This window comes from Sphaerisporangium sp. NPDC049002 (assembly GCF_040649355.1).
GTDB lineage: Bacteria > Actinomycetota > Actinomycetes > Streptosporangiales > Streptosporangiaceae > Sphaerisporangium.
Window position 1 is genome coordinate 31,276 of record NZ_JBEZFH010000009.1, and the last position, 18,747, is coordinate 50,022.

At 71.0% G+C, this 18,747-nt stretch carries 19 protein-coding genes; 8 read left to right on the top strand and 11 right to left on the bottom strand.

Annotated features, from left to right (window positions below):
• Positions 1–4 precede the first annotated feature (4 nt).
• The 4 genes from AB0B89_RS03790 to AB0B89_RS03805 all read left to right on the top strand — a co-directional run bounded on the left by AB0B89_RS03790 (position 5) and on the right by AB0B89_RS03805 (position 4,543).
• The gene (locus AB0B89_RS03790; RefSeq protein ID WP_358547627.1) at positions 5–1,231 is read left to right on the top strand and encodes a glycosyltransferase; all 1,227 of its coding nucleotides are present in this window, start codon (positions 5–7) and stop codon (positions 1,229–1,231) included.
• Between the two features lie 79 nt (positions 1,232–1,310).
• Complete coding sequence (locus AB0B89_RS03795; protein WP_358547630.1) at positions 1,311–2,747, top strand: oligosaccharide flippase family protein; 1,437 nt, start codon at positions 1,311–1,313, stop codon at positions 2,745–2,747.
• Positions 2,748–2,777: 30 nt separating this feature from the next.
• A complete protein-coding gene (locus AB0B89_RS03800) occupies positions 2,778–3,449 on the top strand; it encodes an acetyltransferase (RefSeq protein ID WP_358547632.1) in 672 nt (223 codons plus the stop codon).
• Positions 3,446–4,543, top strand: a complete 1,098-nt coding sequence (locus tag AB0B89_RS03805) for a DegT/DnrJ/EryC1/StrS family aminotransferase (RefSeq protein WP_358547635.1) — start codon at positions 3,446–3,448, stop codon at positions 4,541–4,543. The genes AB0B89_RS03800 and AB0B89_RS03805 overlap by 4 nt, the downstream gene beginning before the upstream one ends.
• Before the next feature lie 40 nt (positions 4,544–4,583).
• On the opposite strand, the gene AB0B89_RS03810 is transcribed toward AB0B89_RS03805, so the two are convergent.
• Positions 4,584–5,360 carry a hypothetical protein gene (locus AB0B89_RS03810; protein ID WP_358547637.1) on the bottom strand — a complete coding sequence of 259 codons (777 nt, stop codon included), beginning with the start codon at positions 5,358–5,360 and terminating at the stop codon, positions 4,584–4,586.
• A gap of 323 nt (positions 5,361–5,683) precedes the next feature.
• Here AB0B89_RS03810 and AB0B89_RS03815 point away from each other — a divergent pair, with 323 nt between their 5' ends.
• A complete protein-coding gene (locus tag AB0B89_RS03815; RefSeq protein ID WP_358547639.1) occupies positions 5,684–6,484 on the top strand; it encodes a hypothetical protein in 801 nt (266 codons plus the stop codon).
• Here AB0B89_RS03815 and AB0B89_RS03820 read toward each other — a convergent pair.
• From AB0B89_RS03820 to AB0B89_RS03845, 6 genes are all read right to left on the bottom strand, one after another.
• Positions 6,481–6,756, bottom strand: a complete 276-nt coding sequence (locus tag AB0B89_RS03820; RefSeq protein ID WP_358547642.1) for a DUF6295 family protein — start codon at positions 6,754–6,756, stop codon at positions 6,481–6,483. The two genes, AB0B89_RS03815 and AB0B89_RS03820, sit on opposite strands and share 4 nt — an antisense overlap.
• A 14-nt stretch (positions 6,757–6,770) precedes the next feature.
• Entirely contained in the window at positions 6,771–7,514 is a 744-nt protein-coding gene (locus AB0B89_RS03825) for a dienelactone hydrolase family protein (protein ID WP_358547645.1), read from the bottom strand.
• Positions 7,511–9,205 (bottom strand): MFS transporter, encoded by a 1,695-nt coding sequence (locus AB0B89_RS03830; protein ID WP_358547647.1) that lies wholly within the window; start codon positions 9,203–9,205, stop codon positions 7,511–7,513. Before AB0B89_RS03830 ends, AB0B89_RS03825 begins: the two co-directional genes overlap by 4 nt.
• Positions 9,206–9,367: 162 nt before the next feature.
• Entirely contained in the window at positions 9,368–9,808 is a 441-nt protein-coding gene (locus AB0B89_RS03835; RefSeq protein WP_358547649.1) for a MarR family transcriptional regulator, read from the bottom strand.
• A 90-nt stretch (positions 9,809–9,898) separates the two neighbouring features.
• Positions 9,899–11,257, bottom strand: coding sequence for an O-antigen ligase family protein (locus tag AB0B89_RS03840; protein WP_358547652.1), 1,359 nt, complete (start codon positions 11,255–11,257; stop codon positions 9,899–9,901).
• Positions 11,254–12,405: a hypothetical protein gene (locus AB0B89_RS03845; protein ID WP_358547655.1), complete on the bottom strand. Its 1,152-nt coding sequence runs from the start codon at positions 12,403–12,405 to the stop codon at positions 11,254–11,256. The genes AB0B89_RS03840 and AB0B89_RS03845 overlap by 4 nt, the downstream gene beginning before the upstream one ends.
• A gap of 175 nt (positions 12,406–12,580) precedes the next feature.
• Between AB0B89_RS03845 and AB0B89_RS03850 the strand changes: the two genes are divergently transcribed.
• Positions 12,581–13,267 carry a hypothetical protein gene (locus AB0B89_RS03850; RefSeq protein ID WP_358547657.1) on the top strand — a complete coding sequence of 229 codons (687 nt, stop codon included), beginning with the start codon at positions 12,581–12,583 and terminating at the stop codon, positions 13,265–13,267.
• A gap of 16 nt (positions 13,268–13,283) precedes the next feature.
• Positions 13,284–14,270 (top strand): hypothetical protein, encoded by a 987-nt coding sequence (locus AB0B89_RS03855; protein WP_358547660.1) that lies wholly within the window; start codon positions 13,284–13,286, stop codon positions 14,268–14,270.
• Positions 14,271–14,281: 11 nt separating this feature from the next.
• On the opposite strand, the gene AB0B89_RS03860 is transcribed toward AB0B89_RS03855, so the two are convergent.
• Both AB0B89_RS03860 and AB0B89_RS03865 read right to left on the bottom strand, forming a co-directional pair.
• Positions 14,282–15,295, bottom strand: coding sequence for a hypothetical protein (locus tag AB0B89_RS03860; protein ID WP_358547663.1), 1,014 nt, complete (start codon positions 15,293–15,295; stop codon positions 14,282–14,284).
• A complete protein-coding gene (locus tag AB0B89_RS03865; RefSeq protein WP_358547666.1) occupies positions 15,292–15,888 on the bottom strand; it encodes an acyltransferase in 597 nt (198 codons plus the stop codon). The genes AB0B89_RS03860 and AB0B89_RS03865 overlap by 4 nt, the downstream gene beginning before the upstream one ends.
• Before the next feature lie 35 nt (positions 15,889–15,923).
• Between AB0B89_RS03865 and AB0B89_RS03870 the strand changes: the two genes are divergently transcribed.
• Entirely contained in the window at positions 15,924–16,757 is an 834-nt protein-coding gene (locus AB0B89_RS03870) for a glycosyltransferase (RefSeq protein ID WP_358547669.1), read from the top strand.
• A 4-nt stretch (positions 16,758–16,761) separates the two neighbouring features.
• On the opposite strand, the gene AB0B89_RS03875 is transcribed toward AB0B89_RS03870, so the two are convergent.
• The gene (locus AB0B89_RS03875; protein WP_358547672.1) at positions 16,762–17,523 is read right to left on the bottom strand and encodes a WecB/TagA/CpsF family glycosyltransferase; all 762 of its coding nucleotides are present in this window, start codon (positions 17,521–17,523) and stop codon (positions 16,762–16,764) included.
• Complete coding sequence (locus AB0B89_RS03880; RefSeq protein ID WP_358547675.1) at positions 17,520–18,701, bottom strand: hypothetical protein; 1,182 nt, start codon at positions 18,699–18,701, stop codon at positions 17,520–17,522. Before AB0B89_RS03880 ends, AB0B89_RS03875 begins: the two co-directional genes overlap by 4 nt.
• Positions 18,702–18,747 lie beyond the last annotated feature (46 nt).

Genomic DNA, 18,747 nt, shown 5'->3' on the forward strand with positions numbered 1-18,747 from the left:
GACCGTGCGCATTCTGGTGTACCCCCACGCCATGGAGGTCGGCGGCAGCCAGCTCAACGCCGTCGAGCTGGCCGCCGCCGTCCAGCGGCTGGGCCACGAGGTGAGCGTGATCGGCGAGCCGGGCCCGCTCGTCGGCCACGTCACTGACGCGGGCCTGGAGCACCTGCCGCTGAGCCCGGAGCGGCGGAGGCCGTCCCCCACGACGGTACGGCTGCTGCGCGACCTCGCCGTCCAGCGCGGTCTCGACGTGGTCCACGGGTACGAGTGGCCGCCGGGGGTGGAGGCCTTCTACGCGAGCCTGCGCGGCCCGGCCGCCGCCGTCTGCACGATCATGTCGATGTCGGTGGCGCCGTTCCTGCCGTCCTCGCTGCCCCTGGTCGTGGGAACCCGTGAGATCCAGGAGCGGGCCGCCCCCGGTCGGCGGCACGTCCACCTCATCGAGCCGCCGGTCGACGTGGCGGCCAACGCCCCGGGCCATCCGGTGGAGGCCTTCCGCCACGAGTTCGGCCTTTCCGGCCACGTCCTCGGCGAGGGTCCGCTCGACGTCGTCGTCGTCGGGCGGCTGGTGCCGGAGCTCAAGCTGGAGGGGCTGCTCACCGCGATCGACGTGACCGGCCGCCTGGCGGGCGAGCTGGACGTGCGGCTCGTCGTGGTCGGCGACGGCCCGGCGAGGGCCGAGGTGGAGGAGCGCGCCGCCGCGGCCAACGCGGCGGCCGGGCGCCGCGTGGTCGTGCTGACGGGGCAGCTCCTCGACCCGAGACCCGCCTACGCCGCGGCGTCCGTCTGCCTCGGCATGGGCGGCTCCGCGCTGCGGTCCCTGGCGTTCGCCAAGCCCCTCATCGTGCAGGGCGAGCACGGCTTCTTCGAGCTGCTGACGCCGGAGACCGAGAAGACGTTCCTTGGCCAGGGCTGGTACGGCCTCGGCGACGGGCGCGAGACGGGCGGGCCCCGCCTTGAGGCCCTGCTCCGCAGACTGCACGCCGGCCCCGGCCTGCGCCACGAGCTGGGCGAGTACGGCAGGCGCCTGGTCGTGGAACGCTTCAGCCTGGAGCGCGCGGCACGCGTCCAGGTGGAGATCTACGAGCGGGCGGTCACCGAACGCCCGGCCGCCCTCGACGCCCTGGGCACCGCGGCGGGCGTCCTGAACTACAAACTCCGCCGCCGCTACGACCGCCTGCGCGGCACCCACGCCCGCGACGACTTCAACACCGTCGCCAAGGCCCGCGGATGACCCGCCCAGACCGCCGTCCCCATGCCGGCACCGCGAGACACCCAGGCCACCGCCTCGGCGCTGTGACGGGGAGTCGATCGTGACCGACGTCGAGACCTCCTCGCTGCGGGCCAAGGCGGGCAGGGCGCTCGGGTGGAGCTTCATCAGCACCCTGGCCGCCCGCTTCGGCACGCTGGCGATCGGCATCACGCTGGCCCGGGTCCTCGGTCCCACCGAGTTCGGCACGTTCGCCGTCGCGCTCGTCGCGCTGCTCGCCATGCTGAGCATCAACGAGCTGGGCGTGAGCCTCGCCATCGTCCGCTGGCCCGACGACCCCCGCGCGATCGTGCCCACGGTCGCCACGCTCTCGGCCGGGTTCAGCGTGCTGGTCTGCGCGGGCTTCATGCTCGGCGCCCCCGCGTTCGCCGAGGCGATGGGCAACCCCGCCGCGACCGGCCCGGTACGGGTGCTCGCCCTCAGCGTCGTGACCAACGGCCTGGTCTCGACCTCGGCGGCGCTGATGCAGCGCAACTTCATGCAGGGCCGCAAGATGATCGCCGACCAGGTGGACAACTGGCTCGGCGCGCTGATCTCGCTCACGCTCGCCTTCCTCGGGTGGGGGGCGATGAGCCTGGCGGTCGGGCGGGTCTGCGGCTCGCTGGCGGGCGGGATCCTGCTGGTCTCCTTCGCGCCCGAACGGCTGCGGTTCGGCTTCGACCGTGAGGTGGCGCGGCGGCTCGTCAGGTTCGGCCTGCCGCTCGCCGGGGCGTCGCTGCTGGTCTTCGCCGTCGGCTACGCGGACCAGATCGTCGTCGGCCACGTGCTCGGGTCCACGGCCCTCGGCTTCTACGTCCTCGCCGTCAACCTGTCCGGGTGGCCGGTGGCGGTGTTCTCCCAGCCGGTGCGCGCGGTCGCTCCCGCCGCCTTCTCGCGGCTCCAGCATGACCGCCCCACGCTCAACCGGTCGTTCGTCGCCGTCGCGGCGCTGCTCGTCGGCCTGACGCTTCCGGTCTGCCTCCTTCTCAGCGGGGCCGCGCCCGCGATCATCCGGTTCGTCTACGGGGACCAGTGGGAGCCCGCCGCGATCGCCCTCGCCGGTCTGGGCGTCCTCGTCGGCCTACGGATCTTCTTCGAGCTGGTCTACGACTACCTCGTGGTCCTCGAACGGTCGCGCGCGGTGCTCGCCGTACAGGGCCTCTGGCTGGTCGCCCTCGTCCCGGCGATGTGGATCGGCGTCAACGCGGACGGCCTGCGGGGCGCCGCCATCGCGCTGGTCGCCGTCGCGGGTGTCGTGGTCCTGCCCGCCTATCTGTGGCAGCTCGGCCGCTCCGGCGTCCGCGTCGCCGACCTCGCGCGCGAGCTGTGGCCGGCCCTGCTCGCCGCGCTCGCCGTCGGCGGCTTCGCCGTGCTGGCGCGGCGGGCCATCGGCCCCGACCTCGGGGTGCTCGCCGCCGCCGGTACGGTCGGGATGCTGGTCGTGGCCCTGTACGGCTACCGCAAGCGCCGGGTGCTGCAGGACATCAAGGAGACGGCATGACCATGGAGATCGCATGATCAGGGAGATCGCATGGCCCCCTTGCTGATCGTCGGGGCCGGCGGTTTCGCCCGCGAGACCGCGCAGGCCGTCCACGCGGTCAACGACGTCTCCCCCACCTGGGAGCTGCTCGGCTTTCTGGACGACGATCCCCGCAGGCACGGCACCGTCGTGGACGGCGTGCCCGTACTGGGCGGTTCCGGCGAGGCGCTGGAGCGCGACGACGCGCGCATCGTGGTCTGCACGGGAAACTCCCGCGACTACGCCAGCCGCGCGCGCATCGTCGCCCGTCTCGGCCTGCCCCCGGAGCGGTACGCGACCCTGGTCCACCCCGGCGCGAGCGTGTCCCGGTCGTGCGCGATCGGCCCGGGATCGGTCGTGCTCGCCCAGGTGGTGCTGACCGCCTCGGTCACGGTGGGGGCCCACGTGAGCGTGATGCCCCACGTGACGCTCACCCACGACGACGTGGTCGGCGACTACGCCACGCTGGCCGCGGGCGCCCGGCTGGCCGGGGGCGTCCACGTCGGACGCGGGGCCTACGTCGGCTCCGGCGCCCTCGTGCGCGAGACCCTCACCATCGGCTCCTACGCCCTCGTCGGCATGGGCTCCGTGGTCCTCCAGGACATCCCGGCCCATGAGATCTGGGCCGGCGTACCCGCCCGTTTCATCCGAGCAAGCACCGTTGATGATGGAGCACTGACATGATCCCGTTCGTCGACCTGAAAGCCGCCCATGCCGAGGTGGCCGAGGAGGTGCTCCAGGGCTTCGACCGGGTTCTCCAGAACACCGCCTTCGTCCAGGGGCCGGACGTCGCCGCCTTCGAGAAGGAGTTCGCGGCCTTCTCCGGTGTGCCGCACTGCGTGGGCGTGGGCAACGGCACCGACGCCATCGAGCTGGCCCTGCGGGCGTGCGACCTGCCGCCCGGCTCCGGGGCCGTGCTCCCCGCCAACACCTTCGTCGCCACCGCCGAGGCCGTCGTACGGGCCGGCCTGCGACCGGTCCTGGCCGACTGCGACGACGACCACCTCCTGCTCGACCCCGAGTCCGCGGCCGCCGTCGCCGGCCCCGGCACCTCGGCGATCCTCCCGGTCCACCTGTACGGCCAGCAGGCCCCCATGGCCGCCGTGCGCCGGCTCGCCGAGCGGCACGGCCTCACCGTCGTCGAGGACGCCGCGCAGTCCCAGGGCTCGGACCAGGCGGGACGCCCGCCGGTCGGCCTGGCCGCGACGAGCTTCTACCCGGGCAAGAACCTCGGAGCGTACGGCGAGGCGGGAGCCGTGCTCACCTCCTCACCGGAGTCGGCCCGCTCCGTCCGGCTGCTGACCAGCCACGGCAGCGAGGTCAAGTACCAGCACGAGACACTCGGCTTCAACTCCCGGCTGGACACCCTCCAGGCGGTGGTGCTGCGGGCCAAGCTGAAGCGCCTGGCCCGGTGGAACGAACTGCGCCGCGCGGCGGCCGACCGCTACGAGGCCCTCCTGTCCGGCATCGAAGGGGTACGGCTGCCGCGCACGGCGCCGGGCAACGTCCATGTCTGGCACCTGTACGTCATCAGGGTGCCCGAACGCGACAAGGTGGTGGCCGGGCTCCAGGAGGCCGGGGTGCAGGCCCAGATCCACTACCCGGTGCCGGTCCACCTCCAGCCGGCGTTCCGCCACCTCGGCCACGGTCCCGGCGACTTCCCGGTGACCGAGAGGGCGGCCACCGAGATCCTCTCGCTCCCCATGCACCCCCACCTGACGCCCACCCAGCAGGAACAGGTCGCCGAGACGTTGGACAAGGTCCTCCGCCAACTCTGACCGGATGCCGGTGGGCGGACGCGGCGGGAAACGGGGCCGTCTAGGCGATGGAGCCGGTCCAGAGGCCGGCGGCGGACCGGTAGATCGCGTACAACTCACCGTCGAAGTACGGTGAGACGCCGGCATCGTACCGATCGTCGCCATCGGTGTCGGAAACGCTGATCGTGATGCCGTTGAGATAGCCCAGGCCGCTGTCGCTCGTGTAATGGGTCAGCCACGAGGATCCGAGAGAGCCCTCACCGGTGAACGGTGAGTCCACGCCGATGGGCCGGTCGGCGGGGAGGCCCGTGACCTTCATCGCGAACGTCGATCCGGTCGACCGTTCGAGGGTCTCCCCCGTGTAGGGCAGACTGCCGTCGGGGTTGGGGCCGGCGGGATAGCCGAGGACGTCGACAGTGGGCGCGAGCGGCTGGTTGAACTCAAGCCCCTGGCCGCCGACGTTGTCGGCCAGCCTCCCGACATTGGTCAGCACGTCCGGAGCAGACGAGACGACACCGTTGTACACGTTGACGAAGGCGTAGTCGCGGTCGTGGTCCCGGACGTCGTCGAAGGCATAGTGGACGACGGCCTGCTTCCCGACGTACAGGCCGAAGGGAGTCGTGCCCTCGGAGTAGCCGGGGACGAAGACCCACTTGAAGAGCGGGCCGGCCGGGGCCTCGGTGTCCAGCAGGCAGTGACCCGCCGTCGCGACGATGTTCCGGTAGCGCGTCTGCACAGCCGTGCCGGTACACCAGTGCGGCTGGAGGTCGCTGCCGATGAAGAACACCTTGCCCGAGGTCGGGGGCGTACTCCCGTCCGGCGAGACCGGCCCCTCCACCGGCGGGATGGACCCCGGGGGGCCGTCCGGAACGATCTCCGTGGATAGGCGTTCTCCGCCGGCCGCGGTCCGCACGTCGTACGGAGTAGACCACACGTTCGAAACAAGAGGTGTTCGGCGGGCTGTCACTCCCTGGCTGCGAAGACCGCGCACAACAGGAGTCATGAGCAGGCACGCCAGCCCGCGTCTACCCGGACCGGCCCGGTCCCGGTCATGTCCAGCGCCGCCGCCTGCCGCACACCCGCGGCAGCACTTCGCCTTATCCCAGCGGCTTCTGGTACGCGTGGGCGGGCTCCAGCACCAACCTTGAGCGTTACCTGGCGTTGCGCGACGCCTACGGCGACGAGCCTCCGAAGGTCGGCATCGGAATCCTCTCCTATGCCGGGTATCCCGGCCTCAACGACTGGTCCATCCCGACGGACCTCGCCGTGTACACCCTCCCGGCCGGCGTCCAGGCCCGGGTGCCGAGCTTTGAGACGTGGTTCCGCCTGCTCGACGAGGAATTCGGCGCCTCCGCCGCCTACCCGCTCTCGGCCCAGGTCGACCTTGTTCTCGCGTACTCCCGTCTCGGCCCGCACGAGGACGTCGTCGGAGCATTCCAGACCGTGACCGGCTGCAGGCGGTCCGCGCTGCTCAAGGGGAAGGAGCCGTCGGCGCGAATCGGCTGCGACGCCTCCTTCCTTCGCGCGCTGGCGGCCGCCGGGCCTTCTCCTTACGAAACCGGTGAGTCGAGGTCGTGCTTCCAGAACTTCGCCTCGGGATACCACGGCCCGAGGAACGCAGCCGCGATGCGGGCTGTGCTGTACCAATGTCAGGACCTGGGGTTCCTCAACACCGGCGTCGCGCTCGGCTACAACACCTATGCGAATCCGTTCGTCTGCGCACCCGCCTTCAAGCAGTCGGTACGGCAGAAGTACACGGGCAGGGAGTTCATCGTGCCGAACATGAACTTCGACGCGCTCCCGAGCCACATCGACATCGAATTGGACCTCGGCCAGCCCTCGGAAAGAGGCTTCCTGCGGACCGGTTACTGCTCGACCGGGTGCGGACACCTCGCGCCACCTGGCCCCGTCTACCAGGGCCAGGTGGTCGCGGCTTCCGGCGAGGTCCTTCGCGAGCTTTAGCGGGGGCGGGCGGAGGCGAGGCCGGGTGGAGCCGCGGCGAGGGCCTTCTGGATGGCCTCCACCAGGGCGAGGGCCGACTCCTCGGTGAGCTCGACCGCCACCCGGGCCGAGGGGCCCTCGGACGGGTTGGTGAAGTCGATGTTCACCGTGTGCTCGTGGCAGGCGTGGAAGGGGTGGTCGACGTAGACCAGGCCCTCCCTGACCGTGAACCAGCCGGTGCTTCCCTTGCCGGCGCCGTCGAGCTCGATCTTCTCGGTGAGGTAGGTGCACATACTGATCTCTCCTGTCAGGCGCTGAGGTGACGGCCGTAGAAGTTGAAGATCTTCTTCCAGCCCTCCGTCGCGGCGGCCGGGCGGTAGGCGGGCCGGTCGACGGAGAAGAACCCGTGCCCCGCGTCCGCGAAGAGGTGGAACTCGTGGTCCTTGCCGAGCTTCTCCAGCTCGGCGGCCAGCACCGCGACCTCCTCCGGCCCCGGATACGAGTCCTGCTCGCCGAACAGCCCGAGCAGCGGGCAGGACAGGCCGGGAGCCTTGGAGATCAGCGGAGAGACCTTGAGCGGGAACTCCGCGGGCGGGTCGTTCACCACGAAGGCGCCGTAGCAGTCGACCGCCGCGTCGAGCTGGAGCGAGCAGGCCGCCAGGAACGCCTGCCGGCCGCCCGAGCAGTACCCGATCACGCCGATCTTGCCGTTGGCGTGGTCGAGCGAGTTGAGGTACGCGGCGGCCCCGGCGACGTCGCCGACGAGCTGCTCGTCCTTGACACCGCCCTTCGCCCGCGTGGCGGCGGCCTGGTCGTCGGGGCTGACCCCGGCTCCCTCCCGCGAGTACAGGTTCGGGCAGATCGCCGCGTACCCGTTCACCGCGAACCGCCGCACGATCTCCTTGGTCGCCAGGTCGTACCCGGGCAGGTGGTGGATGACCACCACACCGCCGCGCGGACCCTCACCGAGCGGCCGGGCCAGATAGGCCTCCAGCTCGGCCCCCTCGTGCCCGGCGACGGAGACCGTGCCTGCCCATATCGCGTCGTTCATATGCGTGCCTCCTTGTGCTCCACGGGAGCCTGGTCTGTGTAGTCGTACCGGCCGCCGCGCAGGGCGGAGGCCATGGCGGCGATGGTGGCCATCACCGCGGCGCTGATGAACACGGTCACCAGCCCATGGTGGAACGGACCGGAGATCAGCTCAGGGAAGAACCGCTTCCCGGTGAGGACCGCCACGTCCTGCGCCGGCAGCGTGCCCATCACACCGGTCGAGGAGAGCAGGTGGCCGATCGGGTTGTCACCCAGGAAGGCCGCGAACAGCGTACTCACCGGCGGCAGGCTCGCCACGTGGGCGGCGGCCGAGGCGGGCACACCGTGGCTCTCCAGGCCCGAGGTGAGGGCCCCGGGCAGCGTGCCCGACAGCCCCGCGACCATCAGGGAGAAGAAGACGCCGATGGACAGGGCGCTGCCGGAGTTCTGGAAGGTGGCCCGCATGCCCGAGGCGACCCCGCGCCGGCCGGGCGGCACGCTGCTCATGATGGAGGAGGTGTTCGGCGCCGAGAACATCCCCATGCCGATGCCGCAGGCCAGCAGCAACAGGGCGAACGGCGGGTAGGTGAAGCGCACGGGCAGCAGCATGAGCCCGACGAAGGACAGCGCTGTGATCATCAGCCCGCCGGTGGCGAAGACCCGCGAGCCGTACCGGTCGGACAGGTGGCCCGAAAGCGGTCCGGCGATCAGGAAGCCGACGGTGAGCGGGAGGATGTAGATGCCCGCCCACAGCGGGGTGTCCTCGAAGTCGTACCCGCGCAGCGGCAGCCAGATGCCCTGCAGCCAGATGATCAGCATGAACTGCAGCCCGCCCCGAGAGATCGATGTCAGCAGCGTGGCGAGGTTGCCGGCCATGAACGATCGGATCCGCATCAGCCGAAGGTCCAGCATGGGTTCGGCCACCTTGGTCTCGACCACGCAGAAGACGACGAGCACCAGGATCCCCGCGCCCAGCCCGGTGAGGACCAGCGGGTTGCCCCAGCCGGTCGGGCTCCCTCCGTACGGCTGGATGCCGTAGGTGATCGCGGCGAGGATCGCGCTGGTGCCCGCCACGAAGGTCAGGTTGCCCGCCCAGTCGATCCTGGCCCTCTTCGGGCTGCCGACCTCGCGCAGGCTGCGGTACGACCAGATGGTGCCGAGGACGCCGAAGGGCACGCTCACCCAGAACACCGCCCGCCAGTCGATCACGGCCAGCAGCCCTCCCGCGACCAGGCCGAGGAACTGCCCGGCCAGCGCGGTGACCTGGTTGACGCCGAGCGCCATGCCCCGCTGCGAGGCCGGGAACGCGTCGGTCAGGATGGCCGCGGAGTTGGCGGTGAGCATCGCGCCGCCGAAGGCCTGGACGAAGCGCCAGCCGATCAGCCAGAGCGCTCCGCCGCTCTTGGTGAAGGGGTCCACCGACAGCGCGAGCGAGGCGACGCTGAAGATCGCGAAGCCGAGGTTGTACAGCCGGACCCGGCCGAACATGTCACCCAGCCGCCCGAGCGCCACGACCAGCACCGCCTGCGCCAGCAGGTAGCCGAGGATCATCCACAGCAGATAGCCGATGTTCCCCGGATCAAGCGGGTCGAGGCCGATCCCCCTGAAGATCGCCGGAAGCGAGATGATCACGATGGACGCGTCCAGCGTGGCCATCAGCACGCCCAGGGTGGTGTTCGACAGGGCGATCCACTTGTAGCGGTCGCCGCTCACCACAGGTCGCGGAAGTGGGCGCGGACCGTCCTACTCCCGAGGCGGACCGTCCCACGCCGGCGGCGGATCGTCCCACGCCGGCGGCGGATCGTCTCGCTCTGGGAGTGGATCGTCTCACTCCGGCGGCGCTCCGCCGGAGCCGCACACCCGGAGGCGGATCGTTCAGGCGCCATTTGCCTCACTCCTGTCCATGATGTCGTTGAGCAGACCGGCCGCCTCGCGCAACCGCGAGGTGTCCTCGTCGCTGAGCTCCTCGATGGCGGTGACGAGCCATCGGGCCCGCCGGGCGCGCTGCTCGGCGATGACCTTCTGCCCGCGCGGAGTGACCGACCAGAGGATCTGCCGCCGGTCGTCCGGGTCGGGGGCGCGCTCCACCAGTCCTTGCTCGTGCAGCGCCGCCAGGGTGACCGCCATCGACTGCGGCGTGATGTGCTCGGCGGCCGCGAGACCACTCGCCGTCATGGGGCCGCCGCGTCGTAGCCACCCCAGCGCGGTGGCGTGCTGGTACGGCATGCCCGACTCTCGCCGGAGGCGGCGCACCACCCGGCCGAGCGCCGTCCGCAACTCCTCGGCCACCGTCTCCGCCTGCGCTTGGTCAACCACGCCACCAGAGTACACAGTTCAACTTAACAGTTAAACTGCCGATATTTCCGGCTGGCAGGGGCCAGGCTTGTTCCACAGGATGCGATCTCGCTAGATTCCCGGCTCGTACGGCTCGCGGGCCGGCTGGGTCTGGAGGCGCCACAGGGCGCCGCAGCAGCCCAGGATCAGGAACATCACGTTGGTGATCATGGGGAAGCTGAAGGCGTCGAAGGTGCCGAAGCCGAAGATGGCCACGGCCATCGAGGCGGCGAAGCACTGGGCGAGGTGGCGGGTCTCCTCGTCGGTCGCGGCCTTCCTCGCCTGCCGGGCGAGCACCCAACCGGACAGCAGGAACACGATCAGGGCCAGCACGCCGACGAGGCCGGTCTCCAGGGCCGACATCAGGTACTGATTGTCGATCACGCGGTAGATGCGCGGGAGGTAGGTCGCGAAGCCCTGGCCGAACAGCGGGCGTTGCGTCACCGCCTGGACGACCGCGTCGTAGTCGCCGGTGCGCGTGGTGGAGTTCTCGTCGGAGCCGATCACGGAGACGAGGTTCAGCACGGTGCCGATGAGCCCGGGGATGACCAGGCGCATCACGATCGAGGCGACGCCGAAGATCAGGATCGCCCGCAGCCGCCACTCGGAAGGCCAGGTCGGCAGCAGCACCACCATCACGACGAACAGGCCGAGGATGGCCGAGCGCGACACGCTCATCGGCAGCGCGCTGGCGATGAGCGCGACCATCAGCCACCGCTTGCGGCGCTGCTCGGGGATGCGGCAGTAGATCGCTCCATGCAGCGCGAGCGGCAGCACGGCGGCGAGGACCACGCCGAGCTCGATGGGGTGCGTGGCGGTGCCGGCCGGGCGGAAGAAGCCCTCGCGCTCGAACAGCACGGCCGACCCCTTCTCGACGAGGCCCGGCAGGGCGAGGTAGCGGGTCACCTCGATGCCGGTGAAGAACTGGATCATCGCGACGAACGCCGGAAAAGACGCCCCCAGCACGATGCGCTGCCGCAGCGTCTCCAGGCGCTCCATGCTGTTGACGCCGTCGGCGGTGACCAGGGAGATGCCCGCCCAGCCTCCGACGAGCACGAGGCCGAGGTCGGCGGCGTTCACCTCGTCCGCCGAGAGCGGCCGGGTGGCCGCCGCGACGTAGCTGGCGAGGACGGCCAGGGCGAAGAAGACGATGACCGGACGTACCGGTTGCCGCCCCCGGATCGGGGTCCACCGCGGCGAGAGCGTGGACAGCAGGTACCAGACCAGCAGCAGCACGGCCACCATCGAGGAGGGCGAGCCCGCTCCGCCGAGGGGGCCGACCACGTACCGGGCGGGCATCACGAACAGGACGATCAAGAAGAACGTCATGATCGTCACCGGGTCGACGCGCGCCTTCGGCAGGATGGACCGGCGTTCAGGCGGCCGGCGGGTGGGGGGGCGGACCCGCGCGGCCTCCGACGTGCTGGTCACCGACCTGGCCTGGTGGGGTCGAACACGACGTACGGCTCGTCGTCGGAGTCACCCCCGGCGGAGTGCGAGCCGGGGGTCTGCCGGGAACGCAGCCCGTTGGACTCAGGCGCCTGACCGACGGGCCGCCCCTGTCTGGCGCCGTTGCCCGCGGCGTCCCTCGACGGGGACCCCGAGCCCGAGGGAGGGGCGCCCCTCGGACGATCCTTGTCGTCGGACCAGACATAGAGGTCGTCGTCGACCTTGATGGCCGGGAGCGGGACGGTGTAGCCCTCGTCGATGCTGTGCTGGTGCGCCCAGGGGTCGCGGGGCTCGGAGGGCGACCCGGGCTTGGCAGAGGAGGACGCGGAGTTCGCGCGCCGGTCGTGCAAGCGCGGCTCGGGCGGCTCGATGGGCCTCGGAGGCCGCGCCGGGGGCCTGCTGCGCGGCGCGACGCCGTTCGCGGGCCGTTGAGGGGCGCCGCCGGCGGAACGTTGCACGCGCTGCTGAGGCGGGCCCACCGGAGGCTGCCCGGCCCTGGCGGTCACCACGTCGGGCTGGGACGACCGGCGGCGCTTCTGCGCCACCGACTCCAGGAACAGCGGAACCCCGATGGTCAGCAGCATGCCGCCCGCGAAGATGATCACCAGCAGGCGGATCTTCTTCTCAGGGGTCAGCTCGGCCTTGTCGCTGGAGGTGACCAGCTCGGCCCGGATCGTCGCGTCCGGGAGGATGGACGACTTCTGCTGCATCTCGGTCAGCCGCTCCTGGCTGAGCGTCGCGAGCGTCTCCATCGTGGCCTGGGCGACCTTGGGGTCGGCCCCCGTGGCCGTGATGTCGAGGAGCGGACCCCGCGAGTCCTGCGCGAGGCCCACGGTGAAGTCGGCGGTCTTGCCCTCGTCCTTGAGCTTCTGCAGGGTGCGCTCGTCGCTCATGCCACGGGAGATGACCTCGGCCGTGATGGTCAGCGAGGCGTCGAACGCCAGCCAGGGGTTGCCTCCCACCGGCTGAGAGCCCTTCCTCGACGACAGGAAGACCACGGTGGCCTTCGACTCGTACTGCCAGGGAATCGCTATGAGCGCCCCGACCGTCGCCGCGATCGTGACGGCCAGCAATGCCAGCGTCACTGGCCACCGCCGGAGCAGCGCACGCAGCGAATCAAGCAGGTCCATAGTGTCCCTTCACCCCCGCCCGGCCGGCCACATCTGTGATTCCCACCCCGCCGAGTCGCCGAGGTAGGACGCGCGAACACATCGGCGCGTTGTCATCGCCCTCAAGTGTTTCCTCTGAGTGCTTTCTTTACCAGGCCCGTCCCAAAACTCCATACGCCTGTGCCACGATGTGTCGGTGCGAAGGCGAGTGGTTGTGCGGAGCTGCTGCCTGGCGCTGATCTTCCTGGTCGCCGCCTGTGCGGTGCTGTGGGTCCGTTATAGGTCACCTCTTTACCAGAGTTCGGTCACGGTCGCCTTCATAACCAAGACCAACCACTTTCAAGGTGAGGTCTACGACCACTTCACCGACAACCACATCTATATGGCCCTGGCCACGGCCCGTTTCTTCGACAACCCCAGCACCCAGGAGCGGCTCCGCTCCATGGGAGGCACCGCCTCCTTCCACTACGCGGTGGCGCACTGGGGCAACGAGGAGCTCCCGGTGTACGGCCAGCCGTACGCCTCCATGCAGGCCCTGTCCGACAACCCCAAAGAGTCGATCGACACGCTCAACCTGGCGCTCCAACTTCTCACCCAGAAACTCCAGCGCCTGCAGACCTCGGCGGGAGCCACGGGGCGGGTGATGATCAAGTATGAGCCCATCGGCGGCATCATCGGACCGGAGCGGCAGGGCCTCCAGAAGAGCCGTGCCACCGTGGGCATCGGCCTCATCACCGTCCTGATGTCGGTCGTGGCCATGTCCCTCACCCGTGACCGCAGTGGCGGCTCGCCCGGCACGTCACCCGCACCACGCCCGACGGCCTCTCCAGGCCCTGTGAGACGAGCACGGCCGTCCCGCGTCGGGGCCGGCACCAATCTGTAGTTGAGATCCACGAAAGGTGACAGCGCTTCCCGCGAGCCCGCTGTGGAGCGTTCCGAAGACCTATGACCTGGAGCTTTCGGTGTCCTCATCGCTGCCGCGCCGTTGTGCCCCGCTCGTCGTCTCCCTCGTGATCGGCGGCGTTGCCGCGGCCGGCTGCGGCGCGAGCGGCACGGCGGACGACGGGCGCGAGCCCATCCCCGGGCACACTCCCCAGCCCGAGGTCCGGCCCTCCCCGGAGAACAACGGCTTCCCCTCCGCCGCGACCACGGGGGTGCGGCCCGGGAGCCCGCTCAAGAAGGTCGGCGAGGTCACCGTCATGAAACCGGGGGCCGTCGTCGAGAACCTCGAAGTGCACGGCAAGCTCAACATCAAGGCTGACAACGTGACGGTCCGCAACGTGCGGGTGATCGGCGAGGGCGACTGGTCGATCATCCAGGCGGAGGGCGCTTCCGGCGCGGTCGTCGAGGACTGCGAGATCTCCGGCGACGGCGTCGTCAAGGCGCAGTGGGGCGTGCTGAACCAGGGTGGCGACATCACGGTGCGGCGCGCGAACATCCACACCGTCTCGAACTCCGTGGGCACCGACCACGGTCTCATCGAGGACTCCTACATGCACGACTTCAAGGAGTATCCCGGCGACCACGTGACCGGGCCCCAGATCAACGGGTCTCCCCAGAAGGGCCTGACCCTGACGATCCGCCACAACACCATCCTCAACCAGATCGCCCAGACCTCCGCCATCTCGATCTATCAGGACTTCAGCAGGGCACACGACGTGCTCATCGAGCGCAACCTGCTCGGCGGCGGTGGCTACGCGATCTACGGCGGGGCCGGCAAGTTCGGCACTCCCACCGATATCCGGATCATCGGCAACGTCTTCACCCGGCGCCTGTTCCCGAAGGGCGGCTTCTGGGGGCCCCTGACCTACTTCGACACCAAGGGCAAGGGCAACCGCTTCGAGGGCAACGTGTGGGAGACCACCGGCGAGCCCGTCGCCCCCTGACCGGACCAGGCTCACGTCGCGGCGGGCGAGTAGGCGTCCCGCAGCAGGAGCCGCGGACGTCCCGAGCCGTCGGAGGGCACCGTCCACACGTCCGAGCTGTCGCCCCGCAGCCTGCTGTACATCACCGTGCGCGCGTCGAGCCAGGCCACCTGGTCGTCCACGTTCGCGGGCTCGGCGAGCGCGGTCTCCCGGCCCGATCGCAGGTCCAGCGTGTACAGCCGCCACGGATCGCCGCTGCCGCCCATCCTCTTCTTGTACGCCACAAGAGTGCCGTCCGGTGAGAGCGACGGGCACTCGGCGTTCTCGCGGAGCACGCGCATCCGGCGCTCGGCGAAGTCGCCCTGCACCAGGTAGGTCCTGCCCTCGCTCGACACCGTTGCGTAGAAGCGGTTGTCGTCGGCCGCGAAGGTGACACCCCAGTAGTTCAGGTCGGGTGCCCTGAAGACGCGTCCGTCCTTCTCAAGCGTCAGGTCCTCCAGGCTCTTGACGAGCGTGCCCGTACGGGTGTCGAGGATGCCCGCGCGCGTGGAGAAGCCGACGCTGAGATAGGAGTCACCCGCCACGAAGAAGGTCCAGGCCGCCATGCGCCCGCTCGCCGAGACCCGCGCCCTGCTCGGAATGCCCGAGAGCGAGATCCGCCGCACCTCGCGCAGGTGGTCGTCGACCACGATGGCCTCCGACTTGGTGACCACGCCGTTGGTGACGCGCAGGCAAAGTCCGGTGCCCGCCGCCGCGTAGAAGCGCTTGCAGCGCAGGCCCGTGGAGCGCGGCTGCCCCTCTCCGCTCGCGGGCACCGCGAGGACCGTACCGCTGTCCGGCGAGGCGCCCGCGCGCACCATGAGAAGCTCGCCCGGCTCCAGGGAGGTCTGCCGGAGCGCCGGGCCGGCGCTCGCCGCGGCCCGCTCGGGCGCCTGCACCTCCGGCCTCGCCCGCAGGACGTAGACCACCCCGACCGCGCCGAACAGCAGGACCGCGACCACGAGGATCACGACCCGCGCGCGCCCGGACAGCGCCGAGACGTTCACGCGGGCCCACTCAGGTGGCCGTCGATCTCGGTGTACGTCTCGCCGGTCTCGGGGCAGCGCCACAGGCCGGGCGCGTCCTGCCGTAACGTCACGCCCGCGCGGCCGACCCAGCCGATCCGGCGCGCGGGGACCCCCGCCACCAGGGCGAAGTCGGGAACGTCCCGGGTCACCACGGCCCCGGCCGCGACCAGCGCGTGCCGCCCGATCGTGCGCCCCGCGACGACCACGGCCCGCGCCCCGATGGAGGCGCCCGCCCGTACGACCACGCCCTCGGCGGTCCAGTCGCCGTCACGCTTCAACCCGCCGTCGACGTCGGTCGAGCGAGGGTAGACGTCGTTGGTCAGCACGGCGGCGGGCCCGACGAAGACGCCGTCCTCCAGCACCGCAGGCTCGTACACCAGGGAGTAGTTCTGTAGCTTGACCCGGTCGCCGATCTGGACGCCCGGCCCGACATAGGCGCCCCGCCCGAGGATGCACCCCTGGCCCAGCACGGCCTGCTCGCGGACCTGGGCGAGGTGCCAGATCTGGCTGCCCGCGCCGATCTTGGCGCTCGGGTCCACGTCGGCGGTGGGCGCTATTCGCGGTTCGGTCATCGGGAGCTCCCATTGAGGGTGAATACTTCGGAAGTATGCCAAGCGCGAGCGTCATCATCCCGGCGCACAACGAGGGCCGCGTAGTCGGCCGGCTCCTCGCGCGCCTCCTGGAGGAGGCCGCCCCCGGCGAGTTCGACATCGTGGTCGTGGCCAACGGCTGTGACGACGACACCGCGTCGGTCGCGCGCGGCTTTGGCGTCACCGTGATCGAGACGCCGGTGCCCTCCAAGCGCGAGGCCCTGCGGCTCGGCGACGAGGCCGCCCGCGCGCATCCCCGCGTCTACGTGGACGGCGACGTCGAGATGGGCACCGCCGACGTCCGCGCCCTCCGCGACGCCCTCCTGGGCGGCAGCCTCGCCGCCGCGCCCGAGAGGGCCCTGGTGCTGCGCGACCGCCCGTGGACGGTACGCGCCTACTACGCGGTGTGGAGCAGGCTTCCCGCCGTGCGCGAGGGGCTGTTCGGCAGGGGCGTGATCGCGGTGTCCGAGGAGGGCAACCGCCGCATCATGGATCTTCCCCCGGTGATGGGCGACGACCTCGCGGCCTCGCTCGCCTTCACGCCCGCCGAGCGGCAGGTGGTGCGCACGGCGCACGCGGTCATCCACCCGCCGAGGACCCTCGGCGACCTGATGCGGCGCCGGGTGCGCGCCGTGACGGTCGTCGCGGAGATCGAGCAGGGCCCTATGGCGGGGCAGGAGGCCCGCACGGGCCTTCGCGACCTGATCGCCATCGGCGCACGCGCGCCCTGGCTCCTGCCGCACCTCGGGGTGTTCCTCGCCGTCACGGTGGCCGCCCGCGCCCGGGCGCGCCGCGCCGTGCGGGCGAAGGACTACACGACCTGGCTGCGGGACGAGAGCAGCAGGACCTGAGCTGTCAGGCCCGCCTGCGGCCCTGGACGTACTCCTTCACCACCATCCAGGCGAACCGGGTGTTGGTCGACAGGTAACGCGGCCCCAGCCGGAGGGGCTCCTGGAGGAACCGGTAGAACCACTCCAGGCCGAGCCTCTGCCACAGGACGGGGGCCCGGCGCACCTTTCCAGCGAAGACGTCGAACGAGCCGCCGACGCCGTGGATCACCCCTGCCTGGACGTCCTCGGCGAACCGCGCGAGGAAGATCTCCTTCTTCGGCGAGGTCATGCCGAGGAACAGCAGGTCGGGCTTGGCCTCCCCGATGCGCGCCGCCACCTCGGGGGCCTGCTCGTCGGTGAAGTAGCCGTCGCGCGCCCCCGCAACCTCCAGCCCCGGATAGCGAGCGCGCACCTCGGCGACCACCCGTTCGAGCACCTCGGGCCTGGCCCCGAGGAAGTACGCGCGGTACGACCGCCTCGCGCCCTCCTCCATCAGGGAGGTGAACAGGTCGATGCCTGCGACCCGCTCGGGCAGCGGACGGCCGAGGAACCGGGAGGCCCACACGATGGCCTGCCCGTCGGCCACGACGAGGTCGCACGAGGTCACCGAGTCGCGCAGCAGCTCGTCCTCGCTCATGCGGACGGCCTTGGCCGCGTTCACCACGCCGATGGTGAGGTTCTCCCGTCGGTCGACCGCCGCCACGCACCGGGCGACGGTCTGCTCCATGGTGAGAGCGTCGAGCGACAGCCCCAGCAGCGCCCTGCGGGGCGGGGCGGCGCCGTTCACCCGTGCTTCCCGCGCGTGTCGCGGGGCAGCGAGAACAGCCACGCGTAGAGCAGCCACCCCAGCTCGTACGGGCGGCACTCGCGGTCGACGGCGAGCGGCGGGTAGATGCGGTCGAGCACCCCGATGCGCGAGCCCTGGTTGATCGCGGTGGCCACGGCGCGCACGCCTCGGACGATCTTCTTCGGGTCGTCCCTGGCGGCCTTGCGCCACGTCAGGTCGAGCTCCTCGACGATCAGCTCGTCGTCGATCTCGGGCCTGGAGGTCATCCAGTGGAGGCCGAGGGCGATGTCCTTCATATAGGAGGTGCCGCCGGCGTCGGCGAGGTCGAGCAGGGCCATCGGGGCCATCGAGAGCTGGTGGACGCTGTAGACCGGGTAGCCCTCGACCACCCCGCCCGTACGGGCGTCGTAGTGCCACCACCACTGGCCCTCCGGCCCCTGCGCCGCGCAGATGCCCGCCGCGATCTGCTCGGCCGCCCTGAGCGCCGCGTCGTCGCCGGTGTGGGCGTGCAGGCGCGCGAGGGCCTGGAGGGGATAGACCTGGTCAGCGAAGCAGCCGACGTGGGCGCGGTACCAGGAGGCGGGGCCGAGGACGTGCCGGTAGAGCCGGTCGTCCCCCAGGCCGGTGAGCAGCCTCTGCCCGGCGTGCTCCAGCCGCCTTTCCAGCTCTGGAGCCCCCGCCTGCACCCGGTGCGCGGCGGTCAGGGCGGCCAGCGCCCACGACGCCTCGACCGTGTAAACCGGGTCGCCCGTGTTCAGCGCGCCTTCGAGCTCCGCCAGCCGGTGGAGGCCCCTGTCGAGCTCCGGGTGGCCGGTCTCGGCCGCCGCCCACGTGATGAGGGCCACGTCGCCGAGGTTGGCGATGTCGGGAAGCCCCTTGATCAGGTTTCCGACCAGATCGACGACGGTGTCCCCCGCCAGGGCGGCTCGCTGCGTGCCCTCCGGCAGGGTGGCCACGCCGAGGGCCACGATGGCGCTGTAGCGCACGCTCCGCCCCTCGGGGACGGCCGTCCAGCGCCCGTCGTCGCCGCGCCTGCCGCGCCTGGTGAAGACGAACTCACCGTTGGCGTAACCGGGAGGAAGCCCGCGGACCGACAGGTCGACCATGCGGTCGACGAGCGCGGCCGCGGGTGCGTCGATTTCGGCGAGCGCACCGAGACGACCCTCATGGCGAGTCATCGCTCACCCCCCAAACTTGTGATCAGTAGAAGACGGCATTGTCATG

Coding starts and splice junctions, on each gene's coding strand:
- AB0B89_RS03820 (WP_358547642.1), bottom strand. CDS start 6,756: ATGTGCACCTACCTCACCGAGAAGATCGAGCTCGACGGCGCCGGCAAG.
- AB0B89_RS03800 (WP_358547632.1), top strand. CDS start 2,778: ATGGCCCCCTTGCTGATCGTCGGGGCCGGCGGTTTCGCCCGCGAGACC.
- AB0B89_RS03845 (WP_358547655.1), bottom strand. CDS start 12,405: ATGGACCTGCTTGATTCGCTGCGTGCGCTGCTCCGGCGGTGGCCAGTG.
- AB0B89_RS03870 (WP_358547669.1), top strand. CDS start 15,924: ATGCCAAGCGCGAGCGTCATCATCCCGGCGCACAACGAGGGCCGCGTA.
- AB0B89_RS03825 (WP_358547645.1), bottom strand. CDS start 7,514: ATGAACGACGCGATATGGGCAGGCACGGTCTCCGTCGCCGGGCACGAG.
- AB0B89_RS03805 (WP_358547635.1), top strand. CDS start 3,446: ATGATCCCGTTCGTCGACCTGAAAGCCGCCCATGCCGAGGTGGCCGAG.
- AB0B89_RS03865 (WP_358547666.1), bottom strand. CDS start 15,888: ATGACCGAACCGCGAATAGCGCCCACCGCCGACGTGGACCCGAGCGCC.
- AB0B89_RS03880 (WP_358547675.1), bottom strand. CDS start 18,701: ATGACTCGCCATGAGGGTCGTCTCGGTGCGCTCGCCGAAATCGACGCA.